Annotated in this window: 23 protein-coding genes; 13 read left to right on the forward strand and 10 right to left on the reverse strand. The window is 34.8% G+C overall.

What is annotated here, in order from left to right; all coding sequences use genetic code 11:
* Positions 1–4: 4 nt before the first annotated feature.
* Both C0Z22_RS01855 and C0Z22_RS01860 read right to left on the reverse strand, forming a co-directional pair.
* Positions 5–649 (reverse strand): hypothetical protein, encoded by a 645-nt coding sequence (locus tag C0Z22_RS01855; protein WP_103216629.1) that lies wholly within the window; start codon positions 647–649, stop codon positions 5–7.
* A gap of 99 nt (positions 650–748) precedes the next feature.
* Positions 749–1,339, reverse strand: coding sequence for an HAD-IB family hydrolase (locus C0Z22_RS01860; RefSeq protein ID WP_103216630.1), 591 nt, complete (start codon positions 1,337–1,339; stop codon positions 749–751).
* A gap of 298 nt (positions 1,340–1,637) precedes the next feature.
* Here C0Z22_RS01860 and C0Z22_RS01865 point away from each other — a divergent pair, with 298 nt between their 5' ends.
* On the forward strand, positions 1,638–3,002 hold the full coding sequence (locus C0Z22_RS01865) for a HAMP domain-containing sensor histidine kinase (RefSeq protein ID WP_103216631.1): 1,365 nt from the start codon (positions 1,638–1,640) through the stop codon (positions 3,000–3,002).
* A gap of 8 nt (positions 3,003–3,010) precedes the next feature.
* Here the strand turns inward: C0Z22_RS01865 and C0Z22_RS01870 are convergent, their stop codons facing one another.
* Positions 3,011–3,847, reverse strand: coding sequence for a protein-L-isoaspartate O-methyltransferase (locus tag C0Z22_RS01870; protein WP_103216632.1), 837 nt, complete (start codon positions 3,845–3,847; stop codon positions 3,011–3,013).
* Positions 3,848–3,961: 114 nt separating this feature from the next.
* Here C0Z22_RS01870 and C0Z22_RS01875 point away from each other — a divergent pair, with 114 nt between their 5' ends.
* Positions 3,962–4,510: a GNAT family N-acetyltransferase gene (locus C0Z22_RS01875; protein WP_158246771.1), complete on the forward strand. Its 549-nt coding sequence runs from the start codon at positions 3,962–3,964 to the stop codon at positions 4,508–4,510.
* Positions 4,511–4,515: 5 nt separating this feature from the next.
* On the opposite strand, the gene C0Z22_RS01880 is transcribed toward C0Z22_RS01875, so the two are convergent.
* Complete coding sequence (locus C0Z22_RS01880; RefSeq protein WP_103216634.1) at positions 4,516–5,523, reverse strand: cytochrome-c peroxidase; 1,008 nt, start codon at positions 5,521–5,523, stop codon at positions 4,516–4,518.
* A gap of 160 nt (positions 5,524–5,683) precedes the next feature.
* Between C0Z22_RS01880 and C0Z22_RS01885 the strand changes: the two genes are divergently transcribed.
* From C0Z22_RS01885 to C0Z22_RS01905, 5 genes are all read left to right on the forward strand, one after another.
* The gene (locus C0Z22_RS01885) at positions 5,684–6,295 is read left to right on the forward strand and encodes a hypothetical protein (RefSeq protein ID WP_103216635.1); all 612 of its coding nucleotides are present in this window, start codon (positions 5,684–5,686) and stop codon (positions 6,293–6,295) included.
* A 40-nt stretch (positions 6,296–6,335) separates the two neighbouring features.
* Positions 6,336–7,529 (forward strand): DEAD/DEAH box helicase, encoded by a 1,194-nt coding sequence (locus tag C0Z22_RS01890; protein ID WP_103216636.1) that lies wholly within the window; start codon positions 6,336–6,338, stop codon positions 7,527–7,529.
* A gap of 87 nt (positions 7,530–7,616) precedes the next feature.
* Positions 7,617–8,927, forward strand: a complete 1,311-nt coding sequence (locus C0Z22_RS01895) for a sensor histidine kinase (RefSeq protein WP_103216637.1) — start codon at positions 7,617–7,619, stop codon at positions 8,925–8,927.
* Positions 8,924–9,319, forward strand: a complete 396-nt coding sequence (locus C0Z22_RS01900) for a response regulator (protein ID WP_103216638.1) — start codon at positions 8,924–8,926, stop codon at positions 9,317–9,319. Before C0Z22_RS01895 ends, C0Z22_RS01900 begins: the two co-directional genes overlap by 4 nt.
* 83 nt (positions 9,320–9,402) lie before the next feature.
* The gene (locus C0Z22_RS01905) at positions 9,403–10,242 is read left to right on the forward strand and encodes a methyltransferase domain-containing protein (RefSeq protein WP_103216639.1); all 840 of its coding nucleotides are present in this window, start codon (positions 9,403–9,405) and stop codon (positions 10,240–10,242) included.
* On the opposite strand, the gene C0Z22_RS01910 is transcribed toward C0Z22_RS01905, so the two are convergent.
* Positions 10,239–11,639 (reverse strand): hypothetical protein, encoded by a 1,401-nt coding sequence (locus C0Z22_RS01910; protein ID WP_146037755.1) that lies wholly within the window; start codon positions 11,637–11,639, stop codon positions 10,239–10,241. The two genes, C0Z22_RS01905 and C0Z22_RS01910, sit on opposite strands and share 4 nt — an antisense overlap.
* A 137-nt stretch (positions 11,640–11,776) precedes the next feature.
* On the opposite strand from C0Z22_RS01910, the gene C0Z22_RS01915 reads away from it, so the two are divergent.
* Positions 11,777–12,691, forward strand: a complete 915-nt coding sequence (locus C0Z22_RS01915) for a universal stress protein (RefSeq protein WP_103216641.1) — start codon at positions 11,777–11,779, stop codon at positions 12,689–12,691.
* Here the strand turns inward: C0Z22_RS01915 and C0Z22_RS01920 are convergent.
* Positions 12,688–13,068, reverse strand: coding sequence for a response regulator (locus tag C0Z22_RS01920; protein WP_103216642.1), 381 nt, complete (start codon positions 13,066–13,068; stop codon positions 12,688–12,690). The two genes, C0Z22_RS01915 and C0Z22_RS01920, sit on opposite strands and share 4 nt — an antisense overlap.
* Positions 13,058–14,233, reverse strand: coding sequence for a PAS domain-containing protein (locus tag C0Z22_RS01925; RefSeq protein ID WP_103216643.1), 1,176 nt, complete (start codon positions 14,231–14,233; stop codon positions 13,058–13,060). Before C0Z22_RS01925 ends, C0Z22_RS01920 begins: the two co-directional genes overlap by 11 nt.
* A gap of 262 nt (positions 14,234–14,495) precedes the next feature.
* Here C0Z22_RS01925 and C0Z22_RS01930 point away from each other — a divergent pair, with 262 nt between their 5' ends.
* Genes C0Z22_RS01930 through C0Z22_RS01940 form a run of 3 tightly spaced genes read left to right on the forward strand, consistent with a single transcriptional unit; the run spans position 14,496 to position 17,063 of the window.
* Complete coding sequence (locus tag C0Z22_RS01930; RefSeq protein ID WP_103216644.1) at positions 14,496–15,071, forward strand: hypothetical protein; 576 nt, start codon at positions 14,496–14,498, stop codon at positions 15,069–15,071.
* Positions 15,061–16,188: a serine protease gene (locus C0Z22_RS01935; protein WP_103216645.1), complete on the forward strand. Its 1,128-nt coding sequence runs from the start codon at positions 15,061–15,063 to the stop codon at positions 16,186–16,188. The genes C0Z22_RS01930 and C0Z22_RS01935 overlap by 11 nt, the downstream gene beginning before the upstream one ends.
* Positions 16,188–17,063: a GNAT family N-acetyltransferase gene (locus C0Z22_RS01940; RefSeq protein WP_103216646.1), complete on the forward strand. Its 876-nt coding sequence runs from the start codon at positions 16,188–16,190 to the stop codon at positions 17,061–17,063. The genes C0Z22_RS01935 and C0Z22_RS01940 overlap by 1 nt, the downstream gene beginning before the upstream one ends.
* A gap of 27 nt (positions 17,064–17,090) precedes the next feature.
* Here C0Z22_RS01940 and C0Z22_RS01945 read toward each other — a convergent pair whose 3' ends face one another.
* Positions 17,091–17,564 carry a hypothetical protein gene (locus C0Z22_RS01945; RefSeq protein ID WP_103216647.1) on the reverse strand — a complete coding sequence of 158 codons (474 nt, stop codon included), beginning with the start codon at positions 17,562–17,564 and terminating at the stop codon, positions 17,091–17,093.
* A gap of 388 nt (positions 17,565–17,952) precedes the next feature.
* On the opposite strand from C0Z22_RS01945, the gene C0Z22_RS15965 reads away from it, so the two are divergent.
* Positions 17,953–18,147, forward strand: coding sequence for a response regulator transcription factor (locus tag C0Z22_RS15965; protein WP_158246772.1), 195 nt, complete (start codon positions 17,953–17,955; stop codon positions 18,145–18,147).
* A gap of 70 nt (positions 18,148–18,217) precedes the next feature.
* Complete coding sequence (locus C0Z22_RS01955; protein ID WP_103216649.1) at positions 18,218–19,141, forward strand: ATPase, T2SS/T4P/T4SS family; 924 nt, start codon at positions 18,218–18,220, stop codon at positions 19,139–19,141.
* A 35-nt stretch (positions 19,142–19,176) separates the two neighbouring features.
* On the opposite strand, the gene C0Z22_RS01960 is transcribed toward C0Z22_RS01955, so the two are convergent.
* Together C0Z22_RS01960 and C0Z22_RS01965 are read right to left on the reverse strand one after the other, a co-directional pair.
* Complete coding sequence (locus tag C0Z22_RS01960; protein ID WP_103216650.1) at positions 19,177–19,806, reverse strand: transposase; 630 nt, start codon at positions 19,804–19,806, stop codon at positions 19,177–19,179.
* A gap of 44 nt (positions 19,807–19,850) precedes the next feature.
* Positions 19,851–20,456 (reverse strand): hypothetical protein, encoded by a 606-nt coding sequence (locus tag C0Z22_RS01965; protein WP_103216651.1) that lies wholly within the window; start codon positions 20,454–20,456, stop codon positions 19,851–19,853.
* Positions 20,457–20,600 lie beyond the last annotated feature (144 nt).

The following is a 20,600-nucleotide window of genomic DNA, read 5'->3' on the forward strand; positions in this document are numbered from 1 at the left end:
TTACTTAAAATTGTAGCAGACACTCTTTTGCTTTGAATGGAGCGAATTCTCCACCATTAAGTAACTCTTCAAAACATGGGGCCAAGTCGTCTTCAGATAGATTCTTATCTGCCGTTAGTTCCAAACAATTAAATGTATAAGTTGCAAAGTCCTTTGTCTCTTTTGCCATTGCTGTACAAAATTCAGCAGCAGGGGCACTAAAATTCGAATTAGCTGCGTAACTTAGGCAGTGATACCCATTAAACGTTGAGTAGTTTGCCAATACATCACACGTTTTTAAAATATTATTATCAAATTCTTTATTTACAGAAACTTCAACACAGGCAATAGCATTGACTGAATTCTCTTTAACTTTCTTTGCGATATTAATGCAGTTTTTAGTGGCATTCTTTGGAAATTTTTTACCCGCAGCTTTTTCTACACAAGTCATGCCATAGATTACTGAGTGGTTTGCAATTTCAGAGCAGACAGGAATAACATTGATATCGAGAGGCCCATCATTTTTAATGATTTTGTTACAAAGAACAGTGTCTTGCGCATGGTTTTTACCAATCTTCTTACATAGTTCTTTAGTCGCAACACTTAATTCACTTTCACTAGCAAATGCAAAAGATGAAAGAGCAAAGATGATGATGTATTTTCTAATCATAAAAATTCCTAGGCAATCAGTTTTTGTTTAATATAGATTAGAGAGCTAGGATAAGTACAGCGTAGAGTTGAATGTATGTATAATTTATTGACTGAAAACTTAGATTTTCGTCCAACACATATAGCGCTCATCAGCAAGTTCTAGTAGCTGCTGATCCTCGGCCGTATCACCATATGCGTAGATTTTATCGAAACTAGATAGGTCATACTTCTCTTTGACCCTTTGTGCCTTCATATGGCCTGTACAGTCCCCACCGTAATAGCCACCTGTATATTTGCCATCCTTAGATTCTAGGGAAGAGCAAATAAGATCAAAACCATTAGCCTCACACCAAGGAGCAAGATAGAGATCCAAAGAAGCCGACACTATAACAATTTTGTTTCCTAGCTTCTTATGGCGATCGATCTCTTCTTGTGCATTAGTTCTAATAACCTTTGGAAGAAATGATTGAGAAAAGTTTTGGCCTTGGTGCTTAAGAGTTGTGGTGCTTTGTCTTGAATAGGCATATCTAACGATAAGCGCACGCATCGTTGGGCCTGATAAGAGTTTTAACTTATAAGCAAGAATAAAAGGGGATAGTAGGAGCTTTCCAAGACGTAATTTCTTAGGACCTACTGAATAGAAAATAAATTCTGTAAATGTGTCTTTGAAGGTAATTGTTCCGTCAAAATCAAAGAGGGCCAAATTCATTTAGAAATTCTAAGGTAAGGTATTCGGCATGTCATGAAATAAAAAAGCCCTACTCAGTGAGAAGGGCTTTTTTGTTATGCCGCACACGCAACGATATGCTGTACGCAGAGTGGTCATTCTCCAACAAGAACTAGCACTAAATTTATATTAGCAGTAAAACAGATTCATAGTTTTAATTTTGGTTAATTTTTCATTAAAAGATCAGCTACTTATATGGTTAACCTTGAGATAAGAATTGCTCAATACTCTAGATTAAATAAGTCTTATGGGGTAGTATTCCACTAAATTTGGGGAAGATTTGAACGTCAGCAATAAAGCAGTCCATGCATACATAAATTACATCGTTGAAAATAATGATGATCCAAAGGTTTTCTTTGAAAATCTAGGGCATGACTATGACATTATTAGCGATGAAAAAAAGTATATGACGTGGAATGATTACCGTCTCATTACTGAAGCTTTAAATGATAAATATGAAAAGTTTTACGAGGCGATGACGAAACATGGACTCACTAATAAGTACGTAAAACGTGTCTTAGATATTCTTTCACGAATGATCAGCTTTCGCTTTGTGGGTGACTTTATCTTAAAATACTCATTTAAGACGTTCTATACAGACGCAGTTAAGATCGAGTTAATAGAAACAGGCAAAACCACATTTGATATTAAGCTGACCTTTGATCGTCCTGAAGATATTTTTCCAGTTTTTGTGGATATGTATCGAATCGTTTTCTTGGCCTTGCCAAAGCTAGTGTCTGATTCGATGTCATGGGATGTCGAAATAAGCCAAGATAAAAATATTCTAATTTATCACGTTAATGAGCACATGGGGGCGCCTTCAATCTTTGCATCCCTCCAAATTGTTATCCTAAGGTTATTTAAGCTCGATAAGTATTATAAGAATCTTATAATTGAAAATCTTCAACATACTAATGATCTTGAAAAAAAGAATTTAGAGCTTGAGACGGCCGAAAGGAAAATCCGCGAGGCCCATAAAGAGGTTCTACTTGCCAATAGAATCATAAGTCACGATATTGCTAATAAAATGCTCATTGTTGAACATGTGAAGAGATTAATCGCACGTGGCGAAATTGAAAAGGCCAGTCAAAAACTAGATATCTATTATAAGTCGGTTAAGGGAATAATTGAAAATACACGAAATGTGGTTGATGATAATTCTAGCTCATTTTTGATGACTGATGTTGTTGTTTGGGACTTATTAGAAGAATTAATTTTTGAATACCAAGATCAATCAGTAGCGAAGAATATTAAGTTAAGAATTGAATCAGAGATTGATAAGAGCTTTACTATCAGAACTAATAAAGAGGCTTTTAAAGATAGTATCTTGGGTAATATCCTACAAAATGCAATTAAATTTTCGCCTGAAGATTCTGAGGTTTGTTTTCGAATTGAAATGACTGATAACGAGTTCTTCCTTTCATGTAAAGATAGTGGTATCGGGATTGATTCAGGTCTTGTTAACGAAATTAATAGAAATGAGGATAAACTCTTTAAAAGTACTCTTGGAACTCATGGTGAACAAGGGCGAGGCCTTGGCCTTTTTATCATCAGAAAAGTATGTCGCGAGTTAGGTCTTAATGTAAGATTTGTTTCAGAGCTAGGTCGTGGTACAAAAGTAATTATTTCCAAAGAAATCGCTTAGTAAAATATTTATACCCAAACAAAAAGAGAATCGTGTTGTTTCATCATGTGATGGCAGGGGACATCCACTTCTTTTATATTTGGATAGATTTTAAGAGTATGATTTAGGGCCATCGAAAGATTAAATTCTGAAACTTTATGCTTTGAACTCGTTACGACTGGTACAAAGCTACAGGCAATTGCTTTGGTTGAAATAAAGCACCCTTCTACATCATCTTTTTTTAATACGTATAACACATCCGCCTCAAGACTTCCTTTCAGAACAAAAACGAGAGTAGCATCATCTCTTAATTGTTTATGAAAAACACTAGGTAGATCATAAGCTCCGGCCGTAAAGATTGCTTTGTCATAAGGAGCATCTTCAAGGAAGCCCTTTGTTCCATCTCCTTCAATTACTTTTACATTTTTAATGCCCATTTTATCTAATGATATTCTGGCCCTCTTAACTAGTTCTGGAATAATTTCAACACTTATAACTTTTCCTTCTCTTCCTACAATATGTCCCATCAAGGCAGCATTCCATCCACTTCCACAGCCAAGTTCAAAGACTTTTTGACCTGGCTCCAAATTTAATAAATCGAGGATTGTTAGAACGAAAGAAGGTTGAGAAATTGTTGAGACAACTTCTTGGTTGCCAAATATCGCCAGAGGGTGGTCGGCATAGAGTAGAGGAAGGTAGCGCTCCAAATTATCATCATCTAAGTCGACCCAGTTATCTGGATAATCCTTAAATTTAGAGATGAAAAGATGTCTAGGAATTCGGTAATAAGCATCGATCACTTCTTCTGATAGGCTAGTATTTTGAGCGATAAATCGATCTTGATGATTTTTAATTAACTCATTCATGAGTATAGATTATTGAAAAATTGAAATTTTCTCAAAGCAAGTTTGGTAAAGTAAGAACTTAAGAAATATTAGGACTTCGTTGTCATGATTTTTTGTTTCGTTTATATTTTATTAATGAAAATTGAAACACAAAGACTTCTTTTAGCAATTCCTGAACTTGGTGATGAAGTTGCCACTCTTGAATTTTACAAAAATAATGAAAACCATCTTGCTCCATGGGATCCCAAGAAACCCGATGACTTTTTCATGTTAGATTACTGGGCAAAGAAGATTCAAGATGCCAAAGATGAGTTTCAAAATAAGACATCGGTTCGATTCAATATTTTTTTGAAAGAAAGTGGTGAATTAATAGGTATGGTTAACTTCACAACACTTGAGCGTGGACCTTTTCAGAATTGTCGTGTTGGTTATAAATTAGGTGAGAAGTTTCAAGGCTTTGGATATATGAACGAAGCACTTTCTTGTGGGATCAATTATATGTTTAATGAACTAAATTTTCATCGAGTTGAGGCCAATTATATTCCTGAAAATATTCGAAGTAGTAAAGTTCTTAAATCCCTTGGATTTGAAGAACATGGCATTGCTAGAAACTACCTTATGATTGCAGGAAGCTGGCAAGACCATGTTCTCACTAGTAAAATCAATCCAAATTGGAAAGAATAACTAAGTTAAGGCAAACTTGGTATTTCTGATAATTGCTTCATAATCTCTTCTTTTGTTTCAAGAGTAGATAGAAAAGCGATAATATCGTCACGATCTTGTTTTGCAATATCGATTCCAAGCTGAACCTTACCCATGATGTAGACGGCCTGGTCAAGATTTGCAACACTTCCATCGTGAAAATATGGAGCAGTCTTAGTTACATTTCTAAGCGGTGGAACCTTAAAGAACTCTTTATCATCTTCATTCTTTGTAAAATTATAACGGCCGAGGTCCCTTTTTTCGGATTTTGTATACTTGTAAGGATCTTCAACAACTCCAAATTTCTGATACATCTCACCACCAACAAGTTGACCACTATGACATCCAATACAGCCATAATCGATGAATTTCTTAAGTCCTCTCTCTTCCTGTACTGTCAGACGCTTAACATTTCCATCAAGATAATCATCAAAACGAGATGGCCCAACAAGTGTTCTCTCAAATGCACCAATTGCTTTTGCAGATAAGTTAACAAGAGACTTCGCATCTTCACTTTCTAGTTTTACATTAAATGCTTTAAAGAAATCTTGAGCATAATTATTGCTAATTAACTTCTCTTTTAAGTGCTCTTCATTATCAAGGTCAAAAGGGACTTTGATAAAGAATGACTTTGCTGCTTGCTCCTCAACATCTTGTCTATTTCCATCCCAATGTTGTGAGATTTGACCTGCAGTATTTATTAACGTTTGTGCATTTCTAGGAGCAGAACGATCTTTTGTCCCTCTAGACTTTTGAAGGCCATCAGAGAAGTGTAGCTGTGGTAGGTGACATCTTGAACAGCTAACAGTCCCATCCTTACTTAAGCGCGTGTCATAAAAAAGCTTTTGCCCTAAGGAGATAACTTCTTCTTTTGGTTTATTTTCACCAAAATAAGTGAGCTTATTTAAGCTCTCTCCAAAAAACTCGGATAATGGTGGCCTTGTCGTTTTGCAGGATGTGAATAATACTAGACCAATTAATAATATTTGTTTCATTTTCTTCCTCTTATCAGGTTTATTAGTTATGTTTTCTAGTCCTTCGAAGCATTAGCATCTTTTGTTACATAATTTTTTAAAACTTAATAATTTCATATATTTACTAAGATGATTGACTAAAATACTAAAGTAAGTTAAATATTGAACCGATAAAGTACTTATGAAAAAACTAAGTATTCTTCTAATCTTAATTACTTCCACATCAGTTATGGCCAGAAATGAGGTCGATCATTATAAGTACTCACAAAAGTGTCCTTCTGGATATCTCTACAAGCTTACTGAAGTGAATGGTAAGAATAAGACGACTACATTCAGTTGCGTGGCAGACAACGGCGAAGTTCATCCTAAGTACTCATTTAAAATTGCAAATTGGAAAAGTGGTGATTATCTCTTAGAGGAAACAGTTGATAAGGTCAGAACAAAATTTACTTATAATAAAGAAGGGAGAGTTAACTCCGTCACACAATCTATCAATGGTGTGAATTTTTCTAATCAGTGCGAGTTTGTCTATAAAGGTGGAAAGCTTGCTCCGACTAAAGATCCTCAATGTAAAGAAATACAAAAAGAGTATGGTGGACTGACAGAATCAATCAAACACCAAGTCTTCTGTGAGCCAAACGCTTCTGAGTCAGAGTGTACGACAGCTGACGGCCGCGTTTATAGGCCTTCAACAAAAGAGACAGGTGTTCTTAGATACTTCTATGAAAATGGTCATGTCGTTGATGAACAAGAAGTTGTACCTGCTCGAAAATCAAGAGCTGTTTCTAAGTAATCTATTTCTTCAAGAAGAGTGAAATGCGAGATAAATCTCTATGGTAGATTTTAATTCTTTTAAGCTAAGCAAATGTATTCAAGATGCACTTGTTGATATTGGCCATGTTAAACCTACTCCTATACAAGAGAAGTCGATACCCGCTTTACTTGAAGGCCGTGATTTATTAGGAATCGCACAAACGGGAACTGGGAAAACCGCGGCTTTTTCTTTACCAATGATTGAAAAATTCATCTCAAATGAAGTAAAGCTTATGCCTAATCATTGTCGTGCTATTATTCTTGCCCCAACGAGAGAGCTGGTAACTCAAATTAACGAAAGTATTCTCTCCTTTTCAAAAAAGGGCAACGTTCGTTCCACCGTCATCATGGGCGGGGTCAGTAGTGCCCCACAAGTAATTGCTCTAAATGAAGGCGTGGATATTGTCGTTGCTACTCCTGGGCGATTCATCGACTTAATGGAGCAAGGATTCATTAAATTATCCCAAGTCGAAACCTTTGTTCTTGATGAAGCCGATATGATGCTTGATATGGGATTTTATGAAGGTGTCATTGATATCGCTAGCAAGCTTCCAAATTTGCATCAGACAGTTCTATTTTCGGCGACTATGCCAAAAGAAATCGAGACACTAGCAAATCAAATATTAAATAAACCTGTAAAAGTTGAAGTCGCTGCGCAATCTTCAACAGTAGATAAGATTGAACAATCTGTTTATTTTACATTGGCAGAAAATAAGAATTATCTCCTTTTAAGTTTATTAGAGGATAAAACAAAATCGCGAATTATAATTTTTTGTAAGGCCAAGTATGCCGTTTCTGAAGTTGTCGAACTTCTTGCACGCAGCGATGTTAGTGTTGGGGAGATTCATAGTAATTTAACGCAAGGTCAGAGGAATAAGGCGATTGAAGACTTTACTTCTGGTGCCATTCGAGTTCTTGTGGCAACCGACATTGCTTCTCGAGGTATTGATATCAATGATGTAGATCTTGTTATTAATTATAATATGCCGGAAGATGCAACATACTATGTTCACCGTATTGGACGAACAGCAAGGGCCGGAAGAGAGGGGGTGGCACTATCATTATGTAGTGAAAAAGATTTGCCTTTTCTTCGTAATGTTCAAAAGCTAATTGGAAAGAATATTTCTCAAGTATTAGATCATCCTTTTCATCATGATTATCCTTTATCTAAACCTAAGGCCAAGAAACGATACAAAGGTCGTCGAAGGCGCTAATATCATCCAAACTTTTCTTTAGATTTCTTAAACCCATGTCTTATGCATTTCTTTTATAATGAAATATCGTTAATAAAGTGAGGCGTCATGGTAAGCCTAATGGATGAGAAAGATAAAATTAAAATTATTAAAGAGATTTATAATATAAATCAGCACTTAAGTGGTGCAGATTACATAAAGAGTCTCTTAAAGAATATTGCTACTTATCTAGAGATTGATTTTATTTTTGTCGGTCGCCCTAAAGAAGGTGATCCCAATATTATTCTTACAGATTTTGCTATATCTAATGGGCAATTTATTGATAATTTAGAATATGACCTTGAGGGGACTCCTTGTCATGATGTAATTACGGGGAAACGAGTTTGCATGCATCCTGAGAATGTATGCGTAGACTATCCACAAGATCTAATGCTTCAGAATATGGAGGTCGATGCTTATATTGGTGCTCCTGTCTTACTTCCTTCTGGCGATTTTCTCGGTTTGATTGTTCTTTTGAATACAGCCCCCATAAAAGATCCAACCTTTGTGGCAACAGCTGTTGATTTATTTGCAAGTCGCATCGGTGTCGAGCTTGCTATGATGAACGCAAATCAAAAAATTGCTGACTTAAATGAGATTATTGCAAAAGAAGTAAGTGAGAAAGAAGAATTCATTAAAAAGTCTCATGAAACAATGCTTCAACAAGAAAAGTTGGCCGCGCTTGGTAGATTAACTACAGGCATTGCTCATGAAATTAGGAATCCTCTAAATCTCATTTTAAATGCAAGTAAAGTTGCTATGGTTCTTAAAGAGCGCTTGAGTGTTGATGATAGTAAAGTTTCAAAAGATTTGAGTAAAGCGCTTGATATAATTTCAACCCATAGCTTAAGAATTGAAAATATCCTAGATGTTATGTTGGATACCAGGGTTAATGGAAAGAAAAAGTATTCATTACATAAGCTTATTGAAGAGTCTTTCAAGTATGCCTATCATGCTTCTTCATTGAAAACGGATGGTGTTGATCTCAAATTTGAATACTCTCTAAATACAAGTGAAGATTTACATGTATTCACTAATGATATTCAATCAGTCTTTTTAAATCTTTTCGAAAACTCAATATATTCTCTAGATAAGAAGTTTAAGAATATAGATGGTCAGGCCATGTTGTCTGTTCAAACCTTTGATCAAGATCATTATATACTAATCGAAATTAAAGATAACGGTGAAGGGATTCCAAAAAAATTCCTAAATAATATCTTTGAGCCATTTTTTACGACAAAGTCAGGAAGGGAAGGTTCTGGGCTTGGTATGTCTATCATACAATCGATTATAGAGAAGAATAATGGTGAGATTTTTGTCGAGTCAAAAGAAGGCGAGTTTACAATTTTTAAGATTCGTTTTCCTAAGGAGATTTCGTGATTAGGGTTCATGTACTTTTAGTTGATGATGAAGAGGATGTGCTATTCATCTTTGAGCATATTTTTGAAGACTGGGTTAAGGCCAATAAAATGCTTCTATCTTTTTCAACTTCTGGTGCCCATGCTTTAGAGATTTTGGAGAGTGAAGAAGGTCAGGATATTATTTTGATATTAACAGACATCAATATGCCTGGTATTGATGGTTTTGAATTGTTAAAAGAAGTTAATCATAGATTTCCAAATATCGATACGATAATGATTTCAGGCTATTCAAGTAACGCATACAGAAATAAGGCAAAAGAGCTAGGTGCCCTCGATTACTTTGAAAAACCTGTGGATTTCGATAAACTCATTAATTTAATGAGTGAACGCTATCCTGAACTTAGAACTTGAAATACAGTGAATAATTTCAATGTTTAAGTGTTTCTTCAAAAGTTTTAGTTAACTCATCCAAAAATAAGTGCTAGTTTGAAAATATGTTCTTTCAAAAAGCCGATAAAAAATGGAAAAAGGTTCTAGCAGGACCGATCGATCAACAAAGTAAGTTTTTAAATAAGATTTGTCAGGTCAATAGTCGAGATGCTCTTGTTTTAAGAGAGAGGTTCTTTGATAATATTGAGTTCCCACTCATGACCGAGATCTTCAAATCTGTTAAAAAAATTATTGCTCGTGGTGAGTTTGATCCAAGTTTCCGTGATTTAATTTATGACAGGCTTCTTCGTATTATAGATATTGAACATCTTTATCCTGAAGAATATGAAGAGGGGAATGAGTGTAATGGTGACGATGATAATGTTATCTTTGGAGAAAATTATCACGTTTATACGGCCTGCTATGATGATCTTGATCTCTTGATTAGTTTTATCAATTCTAGAAGTGATATAAAAAGTGTATGTGATCTTGGTTCTGGAACAGGACGTGCTTTACTCTATATGGCCTTAATGATGGATAAGAAGCTTGATTATCTAGGTCTTGAGTTGGTTGAGGAAAGAGTTGAGTTCACAAATTCAGTTGCTAGCTATTTTAAACTAGATAATGTTAAATTTGAAACTTGTGATTTCCTAGAAAATCCTCAGGCTTTTGCCGGCCGTGATGTTTACTATCTCTACGATTCAGTTGGTACAGATAACGTTCCAAGGCTTATTGCTCACTTTAAGGATCTAATTGATTCTGGGGCCAAGTTTTATCTGCTATTTATTTCTGGTTGGGATGAAATTATGCTGAATTCACTGGACAATCTTGCTGGCCTTGAGAAGTTAGAATCTCATCAAAGCCGCAAGCAACAGGGACGCGTTGTAAATTTCTATCGTTCTTAGAAACGATATTCAACCCCAATATTAAAACTAGTTTCAAATTCATTACTTTCTTGTCCTGTTAGGCTGTATTGATGCCTTCTTTGGTTAAGTGTACCATTTTCGGCCTTGGCCTCAGCAAAGAAAGAAAAACCATTTTTTCTTCCAACATCGTATTGAGATCTAATTGTAGCACCACGGCCATCTTGATCGTTAAAATATGTCTTAACTGTTGTTTGCCAACTATCTGACTTATATGTAAATCCTAAACCTACTTCGTTAGCTGTTTCTCCAATTAGTGGTGTTTCAAATGAAAAGTGGTATGTCATGCGAGATTCAGTTAGAAGGCTCGCTGAGATTTTTCCACTAACTCCTTTATTGTTTAGGAATGCTGCAAATTCTGGCCATGTTACTTCGCCCACCGGTGTTTTGAATGCATACGTGTCAGTGTAGTGTTTATTTAACATAATTTCGTCACTAAAAGCGTTTACGGCCTCCCATGTTCTACCTGATAAGAGTGTCGCTAAGAAAGAAATATTCGAGATATACTCTTTTGTAGAATCAATTTCATCTGCATGGATGATTCCTTGCTGATGAAGTGCTTGCGCGTAGTGGGCGAGGTCACTCATATTCGAATTTGGATCGTATTGATAGTAAACTGTCGAGATGACTTTATTCAATATATAGTGAAGGGCATCACTTTGATCAAACCTGCGATTAATAATACTTTCTTCTGCAATCTCTTCTGCTAAACGCAGTTGTGAGTTAATGCCAGCTGCTGAAATAGCTGCTTCTTGCTCGGGACTTAATGTATCTACTGTGTAGCTAATAGCACCTCGATTATATGTTGACATGAATGCTAGATAGAATGCACCAACACTATCAAAAGAGTCGTTTCCAACCCATAGCTTGATATCTTTTCCGCCGAATTCTTTTATTGCCTCACCATGAGCAACTTCATGTACTAGGGTGTAATTTGTTCGAGTTATCCACCATGAAACAAGCTGATGGGCCATATTTATTGAAGCTCTAACCGCAGTATGCTCATTGTAGTGTTTATGATCAGTTATAACGTTGTAAAATACTTTACTAACGTTACGAATATTATGATACCACTCGATGGCACCTTCACGATTAAAGCGACTTTTTGAAAAGCTTAGTGTAGAGATTTTAAATTTTCCAACACTCTCAGCAATTTCTTCTAGGTCTTGATCGCTGAGGTCTATCCCATAATCAAATCCCGTCTCGTTAACTAGATTCTTTATCTCAAAACGCTCTTTGTCTTTTTGGGAAGCGTAGATATTGTCCTCGCTATTATTGTCAATAATTGCACAATATGTAGACTTCTGACCAAGAATTAGACATAAAAATAAGACGTACATCACGCTAAGGATGTGATTTTCAGTATTCATCAACTTCATGAGTATTATCATAGCAAGTCTAGCGCCAAGTTAACTGGCTCTAAAGTACAAGTGATAGCAGTCCAATCTTTGAATATATAGAGTTAATTTAAGTTTTATTAAATCCATTTGCCAAATAATATATACTTGGAGGCAGCATGAAAAAACTGGTTATCTGCTCAGACCTTCATGAAGGTTCTGAAAAAAATATTCGTTCAGGTTTTAATTTTGCTAAGGCCCTAGGATTAAAACCTTCTCTCTACCATATCGATACAATTTCTCCTCAGATAGAAAAACAATTTCACGCGTCTTCGGCCCTGTCGCGTCGAATTGAAGATCCTATTTGGAAAAAGAGAATTGAAGAAACATCTTTAGAGATGGTGAACGCAACCCTTGGACGTCTTGATATTGATAAAGAAGATATTGATTTTGAAAACTTCGAGGGATCAATAAATGAAGGAATTGAGCATTTGAAGGAAGACCCTGAAATGGAGGTCCTGTCTGTCGGTGCCAGTCATCACGGTGACCTACATCGATTCTTTCTCAATACATTTGCAGAAAAATCTCTTTTTAATTTGAATAAGGATGTTCTTATCAATAAATCTGGAGTCGATACATTTAAAAAAATAACTTATCTTATTCCTTATGAGTCAATCGATGAAGATGATTTGGCAAAAGTTGCAAATCTTGCAAAATGTAACAACGCTAAAGTTCATATGGATTGTATCGTTCCAATTAATTTTGTGAGCTATAATTTGGAAGTATTCCCTGATGGGCCTTTTCCTCGAGAAGTCCTTTCTAATGAGATGTCTGAGCTTCATAAGGGAGCCGAGGATGAGCTTCAAAAGGCACAGGCACTGTTAAAGAAACAAGGAGTAGAAGCGAGCTATACATTAAAGATGATTCTCAATGCTGAACCAGCACGTCGTCTTGAAGAGTTACTTAAAGAAGAAAAGTCAGATCTTGTAGTTTTAAAACCACAGCATTATATTTTTGAACACCTTTCTCTTGGTAGTGTTACTTTAGATATAATGAAAAGAACTGATTGCAATATTTATCTTCTACATGTTTAGCTTAAATCTTGTTCAATAGTTGATTTGAGTTCACTAAAGTCCACAGGCTTATTAAAGTAGTGCTTAATATCAAGTTTACTCACTTCTTCTAGTGTTTTTTGATCACCATAAGCAGACATCATATAGATGATGATATGTGGATATTTCTTTTTAACTTCTTTTACGAGTTCTATGCCATTCATATCAGGCATATTTATATCTGTGACGAGTACAGTTATGTCTATACCTTTATCACTAGCTAGTTTTGTAAGAGCTTCCTTTCCTGATAATGCAAATTGTGTACTTAGCTTTCCTGCTAGAACATCTTCTTCATATATCATTTCGATAAGTTCAAGTAGAGCTTCTTCATCATCAACAAAGAGTATATTAATCGCCATCGCTATGCCTCCACCTTTCCTTTGGAATACTTAAAGTAACTTCTGTCCAATTACCAATATCGCTTTTAAATGAAATATCAATTTTATCGTTATGTAGTAAGAATTTTGCAATTGCCAGCCCCAATCCACCACTCGTTTTTTGTGAGGTTGCAGAATAAAAGGGGAGAGTGACACTTTTTACATATTCTTGTGAGATGCCTATTCCCGTATCTTTAATTTTAAGTAATAACGATTGATTGTTATTATCAATTTCGATATTTATACTTATTTCTCTCTTGTTGTTTTTACTACTCTCTTGAAGTGCATTGATTGAGTTTTTTATTATGTTTTTTAGAGCTTGAATAAAGTTTTGCCCGGTTATGAATAGGTTATAGTTAGAGGTTTCTTCGGAAATTGATAAGTGTATATTTTGTTCTTTTATTTCTTGCATATAATCGATAGTTAAACTTTTTTCGATTAGTTTACTTACATTGAAAATTTCTTTGATATTAGATACGGAACGAAAAGTTAAATCAATTGTTTCTACGATATCATTTATTCGAGTATTGGCATCTTTCATAACAGACAGGAGCATATCAATTCTCTCTGGACGACGCTCTTTTCTAAAAATCTCAGCTCTAAGTATTTGGTAAGAATTTAATGTCAGTGTAAGTGGATTTTTTAATTCGTGGGCCATACCTTTTGTGAGCTCTAAAATGCGTTGAAAGTTCGCTCTTTCAATTTCACCTTCTTTTTTCTTAAGAAGTTCTTTTGCTTGCTTTTCAACGATCTCCATTAGCTCCATTTCTGTAAGTTTCTTAATTGTGATATCACAGATATAGCCTTCAATAGCAATTAGGTTGCCATTCTCATAAATACCGATGCCTTGCTCCCACACATAAATATAATGACCTTTCTTATGTTTAACTCGATATTCAATGGTAAAGAATGTGTGATTTTCAATAGCAAGTTGGACTTCATTCCAAACTCTAAGAGCATCATCAGGGTGGTAGATATCAGCGAACGATAATTCATTGTTATTGATTAATTCTTCAGGTTTATACCCAAGAATCCTTTCTACTCCTGAAGTTATAAATAGCATTGTCCACTGTTTATCATTTAAGCAGCGATAGGCAATGCCATCAATATTTTCTAGTAGAATGTCTAAGTTAAGTTTATTTTCCACAATGGTTTTTTCGGTATTGAGATAATTAGATTGGATTAAAGAATGTTTAAATATAGATTGAGTCTAAGTAGTTAATATTATAGGTAAGTGTGGAGGTGTATACTACCTGAACACCGAGATACTTATTTCAATACTTAAGTATTTTATAAAAAAATCATTTATTCTCTTTTCTACAAATATGATGAAAATACTTAAAACCCTATTCTTATGTATTTCGATTTTATGGAGTACTGCCCAGGCAAGCACTTTTGAATATCAGTGTATGGACGCCTATAAAGATAAAATTGAGACATTCTATCCTAAAGACCAGTCAAGTAATCAGACAGATAAAGATTGGGTATATAAGTTAAAAGGTTACTACTGGTTAGCAAAAGTTGTTGGTCATCCTATTGCTGTATTTATTGTGGCGTTTGTTCCATTCTCTATCCCAATTGTTCTTGGAATTACTGCTGTTGCTTCTTTCTTTGATCTTTTACAAAATGAAAAAGGAATTATTGGAACATATATTATTTTAAAAATGTCTGAGCTCTCTGAAGAAGAAATTGCTAATCAGGATATAGATTCTAAAATCGAAGAAGAAGTACTTGAGTTACAAGAGAATAAATATAGTCGTGACAATAATCTATTCTATACATTTGTAAAACGAGTCAATCGTAAATATAAGAATTCAAATTATTCATATGAAGAAGTTCGCAATACCGTTATTGAAATTGCTAGTGAAAGTAATGAACTTTGTATGCGTAAAGGAAAGGAGAGATATATCTCCTTAAATCGTCTAATTCGTTTAACTAAAAAGAAACTAAACGCTAAAAAAGGTCTAATAGAAAATGCGCTTTAATTTACCAATTATTCTAATTTTATTCTTAATCACTTTCAATACTCAAGCACAATTGTGTAGTGAGGAGCAAGAAAGAAGCTCTCTGGCCGAAATTACAAGCATCACTAAGAATATGAGTGATGACGGTGTATATATAACGAATCTCATGGATTTAAGACAAGAATATATTAGAGCTTATGTAACTAAAGTTAATCGCATCGAGCGTACTTGTTCTTCAAGGTCAGTTTATCAAGCTATTATTAAGCTCTACGAAAATATTAATTACCCAAGCGTTTATCTTAAATATGTACTTTCGAATCAGAGAAGAGATCTAAATATTAAAGAGTATATTATTGGTGATGAATGGAATCGTACTCATATTAGTGAAAATGATTCGCCAGATGTAGAAGCACTAAAGAGCTCAATCTTAATCACTGGACTCGGCGTAGTAAATACTGCCAATAAATTAACACTGAAGAATGTTGGTACAGCTTTTTATCTCGGCCAGTTTGCAGGAGAGCACCTTGTTGCTACTGCTGCCCATGTTATTGATCGTGAAAACTTTAAAGATATGCTTTTTCATTTTATTGCCGGACCAAAATTTTCTTTAAAAGCAAAAGAGCTTGTTTTCTATAGTGATGATTTAGATTTTTCGATTGTTTCAATCGACATGGAGGATAAAGAATCAATTCTTATGGAAACTGTAACAGCAGTGAAGTTAAATTTTGATAAAGTTGCCGTTGAGGGAACTCCTCTAACTACTGTCGGATTTGGTTTCTTTGATAATGAGAAACTTGGACTAGCACGTTACGAGAATTCTCATGACTGTCAGATTATTTTTGGAGATGATAGAGTAAGAAAGCTTGATAAGGTTTATTCAATTGCTACAGGTTGTGATTCTTCAGGTGGTGATTCAGGATCTCCATTAGTTGATCGTGAAACAGGTGAGCTGGTTGGTATCATCACAAGAATTCAAACTGAGAAAATTGGTTTAACTTCAAAACAATTAATAGAAGAAAAAGAAGCTAATATTTCTAGCATTTGGAATGATGGTAGTTTTGCAACTTCGATAAAGTATATCAAGGCAGAGCTAGAAAAAGTAGATCATCCAACTATTAAAAGTTTATTGGATTATTAATGAATAGAAAGCTCCTTGATTTGTTATATGATAATTCTGCTCTCGTGAAATTTTGCAAAAGCAAGGACATCCCTGTACCAAAAAAATACACTTCAACTCGTAAAAATGATATTAGAGAGAGTTTAAGTGATATTTCTAAATTCACACGTCATGATGAGAAGAAAAATAAATACCTTTATCAGTTCTTTGCTTCAAATGATATAGGTCTTAGAATAATAAAAGTTGATGTTCAAATTGCTCCAAAATGGTCTGTACTTGAAACTAGAGACATGGTCGAGGATGTGTTTAAAAATGTTAAACGCATTAAAAGAGCACACTTCTATGTTCCAGTAAAGTCACAAATATATAATCAATTGCTCGAGTTAGGCGGCCGAAGCCGTGGAGAGGAGCTTCTGGCAAGTGTTGATGATGGCCTAAAGTACCTTTCAAAATATGAGTTTGATAAGAATGTTAAAGTCGTAAAACTCAATAAAGAATTAAGAGATGAGGTTGTCGATATTGAGTACCTTGCTCACAAGTTTAGTGCAACTTCACGCTGTGAGAATTTTCCCCGTAAGATGTTTTTGGGTTTTGTGGATGGTCTTATTAAGTATGATGTGGATGCGTTAGTTGCTGTTGAGGACGGGAAGGCAATTGGTTTCATCGTTCCAAGTATTACAAGAACTAAGATAGGTCATATAATGTCAATTTCAGTTCATCCGGAGGCTCAAGGCCGTGGTGTTTCGAAACTGCTATACTATGAAGCATTGAAATATTTTAAGAAAAAGAAAGTTTCGATTTATGCGGGGGTCTCTTCAACCAACGAGGTTCTTGGTTTTTCGAAGAAGCTCAAGCGAAGAGCAATGTATGCATATCTTGAATTAGTGCGAAAATAAAAAAGCCTCCTTTCGGAGGCTTTGTATTTAGAAATGCTTTTCAAAGCAGTATCGATTGATATAGTTCTTGTCTTTAATAAAGTGCATAAGTGCAGCAACCTGTGAGCACTGTGCTAGTGTGATTGTTTCTTTTTGTTTTTCAAAACATTCAAGTCCTAGGCGAGTGATATCTTCAGTATAGGCTTGTGCCTCAGCATGAGCTAGGCATTGATCAAAATTAAATGCACCACCAAATTGTGTTCCACATATTGCGCGGGCCTTATTCTTGTCTCTCATGAAGATCATTTCTTCTGCCACTGACATACATTGTTCATAGGTGATTACTGTTAAGTATTTCTCCTGACAGCGATAGAGCATTGAAGAGATATCTTTTTCATATGGCATTTGAATCGCAAAATTCACACAGCCTTGAAATTCGTAGTCACAATTTGTCTGGTCTTCAAGGCAGCCTGCTGTGGCATTTAGAGTAAATAGAATGGTAAGTAGTGATAAGATCTTCATTTGCCCCTCTTTGTCCCTTTTTATTCAATATTCAACTTAATTAACTCTATTTAGACCATATGGCACCTCCTCCTGTAATTCTTACTTAAAAGGGGCGCGGGTACCAATCGAGATTTCAGTAGTTTAACTCTCTCCAAAGATCAAATAAGCTAATTATTTCAAGGCCATTAACCGATAGGAATACTACGGATTTTTTGTTTTTTAATAATTTAGTTTAATTAGGGGAGCATCTATCAAAACCCTTGAGGCAGAATTACTCAATTTAGCAAAAGAATGTCGTCTTTACTCTCGAGGTAAAAACCAATCTCTATGCCTTAATCGCGTCGCTAAAACCCTGGAGTCTTTAACAAAATCAGTCGATCAGTCGGCGATTTCATCTGATAATCCTTTGACTGCAAGAGAAGCTGAAGTACTAGATTTGGTCTTTCTTGGTTACACGAATAAAGAGATCGCCAATGCTCTTTCTATATCTGAAAAGACTATTGAATACCATATGAGCTCTATTTTCAAAAAGACTCAAGCAAGTAAGCGTACAGAGGCCGTCACTAATGCACTTAAATTCAGGTGGTTAGTAGCCTCCTAGGGAAGTCCCTAGGTGATTAATTTTAAGATAACAAATAAGCTTACAGTAGATATTAACTGTAGGAGAGAAGATGAACGATCAATTAGAAGCAGTACTTGGAAATTTATATAAATTAGTATGTGACGAATCTATTGATGAAGTTAGCATTGGTGCTTATCACGATGTATCAGTTAAAAAAAATGATAGCTGGCACCCTGTACAATGCTTCAATAGTAAAGACGAGTATGAAAGTGTCATCAACGCACTTAAAGATCGTTTTAGTATAACTAAAGATCAAGTGTCCTTCTCTAGGTATATAACAGAAGTTCTAACTGTTTCAGTTGTTCTTTCTCCGATATCGATTAAAGGCCCTTCGCTTAAATTAACAAAACTTCCTAAGAAAATTTTATCTCTTGAGGATTATGTCTCTTTAAATGCGCTTACAGAAAAAGGAAAAGATATTATTACAGAAATTGTTGGATCAAATAAAGGTATTCTTTGTGCAGGAGACTTTGGTTCAGGCAAGACAACTCTTTATAATACGATTCTAAATCTCTTACCAAAAGAGAAGACACTCGTTTCTATCGAAACAACGCCATCGATAGTTTTTTATCGAAATTTAGTCACAAGACTTATGCCACGTGGAAAAGATGCTGATTCTATTACCGAGGTCATGAGTGCAGCGGAAGAATCTAGAGGTGACTACATTACACTTAGCTACTTAGATGAAAGATTGAGTTATCCATATATTGATCTTGTTAGAAATAATTCTGTTGGAGTTGCTTGTGCTGGAGGTAGTGGTCCTGTTAATGTAATTGATCGTTTGATCAGACAGTCTGTTGTTTCTTCATATGGATATAACTTAGAAGAAGCTGCTTTGGTAGTTTCTGAGGTTTTCAAATATATCATCTTTCAAGAAAAGGAATCAGGAAGTGAGCGACGATTTATTTCTTCAATTCATGAGATAGCATTTGAAAAAGGTGAAATAAAACTTAAGCCTCTTTATGCCTCCTAAAAAGGGGCGCGGGTACCAATCGAGATTTCCACTTGTTACATTCCAATCTTAATGCCTTTTAATCTTTTTAGATAAAGTGCAGATATATTATGTTTTGGAGTAAAGTAGCTTTTCTTTAAGGAATTCCTGATACAATTATCAAAGTCAGTATCGTACTTCCTTTCTATAAGTTGTTTAGCTCCAGTATAATTTATATGAGGCCGATATTTAAATAGCTGTGCTTCAAAACTAGTAAAATGTAGTGATGTGTAAGGATAATCAATGCAAGCTTCAGAGATTCCTGCACGTATCGGATTTTGGTAAATATAGCGATAAACATTATAGAGATAACTTTGATTTGCCACGATTGACCATTTATAGCGATTGCTAAATTTGTGATTAATTCTATCTGTCTTTTTAGAAATTAAATAACTAATTCTCCAATTGAAATGCATCATAAAACGATCGATATTTTCATCAGGAGTAGTCAGAAGTAAATGATAGTGATTTGACATAAGAACAAAACAGTTTATTTCGACTTTTTCTTTCTCTAGAGCATAAATTAGAGACTCTTTACAAATATCCCAAACTTCATGCATAGGTATGCTAAACCAGTCTTTGTTATTGTTACGAGTTGTAACGTGGTAGGGGAATTCTCCTTGTCGGATTAATTTTTTCTTAGGCATTATTACCTCGCTAAAAAAAATGGCGCATTAAGCGCCATAAGTTGTTACTTAATTTTTTTATAAAGTTGATAATTGATACAAGTTATTAAAGGTATTGTGATAAAAAGTCCTAGACCGAGTGCTAGTGCTCCAAGCAGTGCTAGAGCAATATAAACAAATACTGCAGCTGTGATGATTTTATAATTGTTTGTAAATATTTTTCTACTTTCTTCTAATATCTCCCATGCACTAGACTTATCATTTTGTTTCTCTAGAGTTAAAGGCATAACAAAAAGATAAGAAGCGAAAAAGTAAAGTCCTGGAAGGATAAAGAGAATAAAACCAAAGAATGTAATCAATGATGACAAGGAGCCGCTAATAAAAATTAGATTGAATTTTTCTTTAGGAATTGCAATGAAATCATAAATTGTAATTTCTTTTTTCGTTTCTGATTTGATGATTGCTGTGTAAAACGATGCTAAAAAAAATGGTGTTAGTAAACCGGAGGCAAATGGGATAATTGAAAGTGCCCATAGTAATAATGAAAAACCTAATGTGAAGCTGCTGTATAACAATGCATTAGATTTATATATTTGCCATCCACTATCTAGAATTTCTGTTAATTCATTTAATGTTTTTGATTCTTTAAAATTAATTAGTAATTGATTCATTTTTACCTCACTTGTTTTTAGAGGTAATAAGTCTTACACCGATATTGCGCACTTTATTTTCATTTTGATATTAATATTTTTCAAAATGGGTCGCGGGTACAAATGAAGATTTCCACTAATAAGTAGTTAGGCACTTGTATTTGG

The sequence above is a fragment of the Halobacteriovorax sp. DA5 genome, assembly GCF_002903145.1.
In the GTDB taxonomy this organism is placed as follows: Bacteria; Bdellovibrionota; Bacteriovoracia; order Bacteriovoracales; family Bacteriovoracaceae; genus Halobacteriovorax_A.

Bases quoted from the DNA above. Each gene is read 5' to 3' on its own strand.
- C0Z22_RS01915 (WP_103216641.1), top strand. From the start codon at position 11,777: ATGAAAAAACTGGTTATCTGCTCAGACCTTCATGAAGGTTCTGAAAAA.
- C0Z22_RS01875 (WP_158246771.1), top strand. From the start codon at position 3,962: ATGAAAATTGAAACACAAAGACTTCTTTTAGCAATTCCTGAACTTGGT.
- C0Z22_RS01910 (WP_146037755.1), bottom strand. From the start codon at position 11,639: ATGAAGTTGATGAATACTGAAAATCACATCCTTAGCGTGATGTACGTC.
- C0Z22_RS01965 (WP_103216651.1), bottom strand. From the start codon at position 20,456: ATGAATCAATTACTAATTAATTTTAAAGAATCAAAAACATTAAATGAA.
- C0Z22_RS01905 (WP_103216639.1), top strand. From the start codon at position 9,403: ATGTTCTTTCAAAAAGCCGATAAAAAATGGAAAAAGGTTCTAGCAGGA.
- C0Z22_RS01945 (WP_103216647.1), bottom strand. From the start codon at position 17,564: ATGAAGATCTTATCACTACTTACCATTCTATTTACTCTAAATGCCACA.
- C0Z22_RS01855 (WP_103216629.1), bottom strand. From the start codon at position 649: ATGATTAGAAAATACATCATCATCTTTGCTCTTTCATCTTTTGCATTT.
- C0Z22_RS01930 (WP_103216644.1), top strand. From the start codon at position 14,496: ATGGACGCCTATAAAGATAAAATTGAGACATTCTATCCTAAAGACCAG.
- C0Z22_RS01885 (WP_103216635.1), top strand. From the start codon at position 5,684: ATGAAAAAACTAAGTATTCTTCTAATCTTAATTACTTCCACATCAGTT.
- C0Z22_RS01920 (WP_103216642.1), bottom strand. From the start codon at position 13,068: ATGGCGATTAATATACTCTTTGTTGATGATGAAGAAGCTCTACTTGAA.
- C0Z22_RS01860 (WP_103216630.1), bottom strand. From the start codon at position 1,339: ATGAATTTGGCCCTCTTTGATTTTGACGGAACAATTACCTTCAAAGAC.
- C0Z22_RS01940 (WP_103216646.1), top strand. From the start codon at position 16,188: ATGAATAGAAAGCTCCTTGATTTGTTATATGATAATTCTGCTCTCGTG.
- C0Z22_RS01895 (WP_103216637.1), top strand. From the start codon at position 7,617: ATGGTAAGCCTAATGGATGAGAAAGATAAAATTAAAATTATTAAAGAG.
- C0Z22_RS01870 (WP_103216632.1), bottom strand. From the start codon at position 3,847: ATGAATGAGTTAATTAAAAATCATCAAGATCGATTTATCGCTCAAAAT.
- C0Z22_RS01935 (WP_103216645.1), top strand. From the start codon at position 15,061: ATGCGCTTTAATTTACCAATTATTCTAATTTTATTCTTAATCACTTTC.
- C0Z22_RS01960 (WP_103216650.1), bottom strand. From the start codon at position 19,806: ATGCCTAAGAAAAAATTAATCCGACAAGGAGAATTCCCCTACCACGTT.
- C0Z22_RS01890 (WP_103216636.1), top strand. From the start codon at position 6,336: ATGGTAGATTTTAATTCTTTTAAGCTAAGCAAATGTATTCAAGATGCA.
- C0Z22_RS01880 (WP_103216634.1), bottom strand. From the start codon at position 5,523: ATGAAACAAATATTATTAATTGGTCTAGTATTATTCACATCCTGCAAA.
- C0Z22_RS01955 (WP_103216649.1), top strand. From the start codon at position 18,218: ATGAACGATCAATTAGAAGCAGTACTTGGAAATTTATATAAATTAGTA.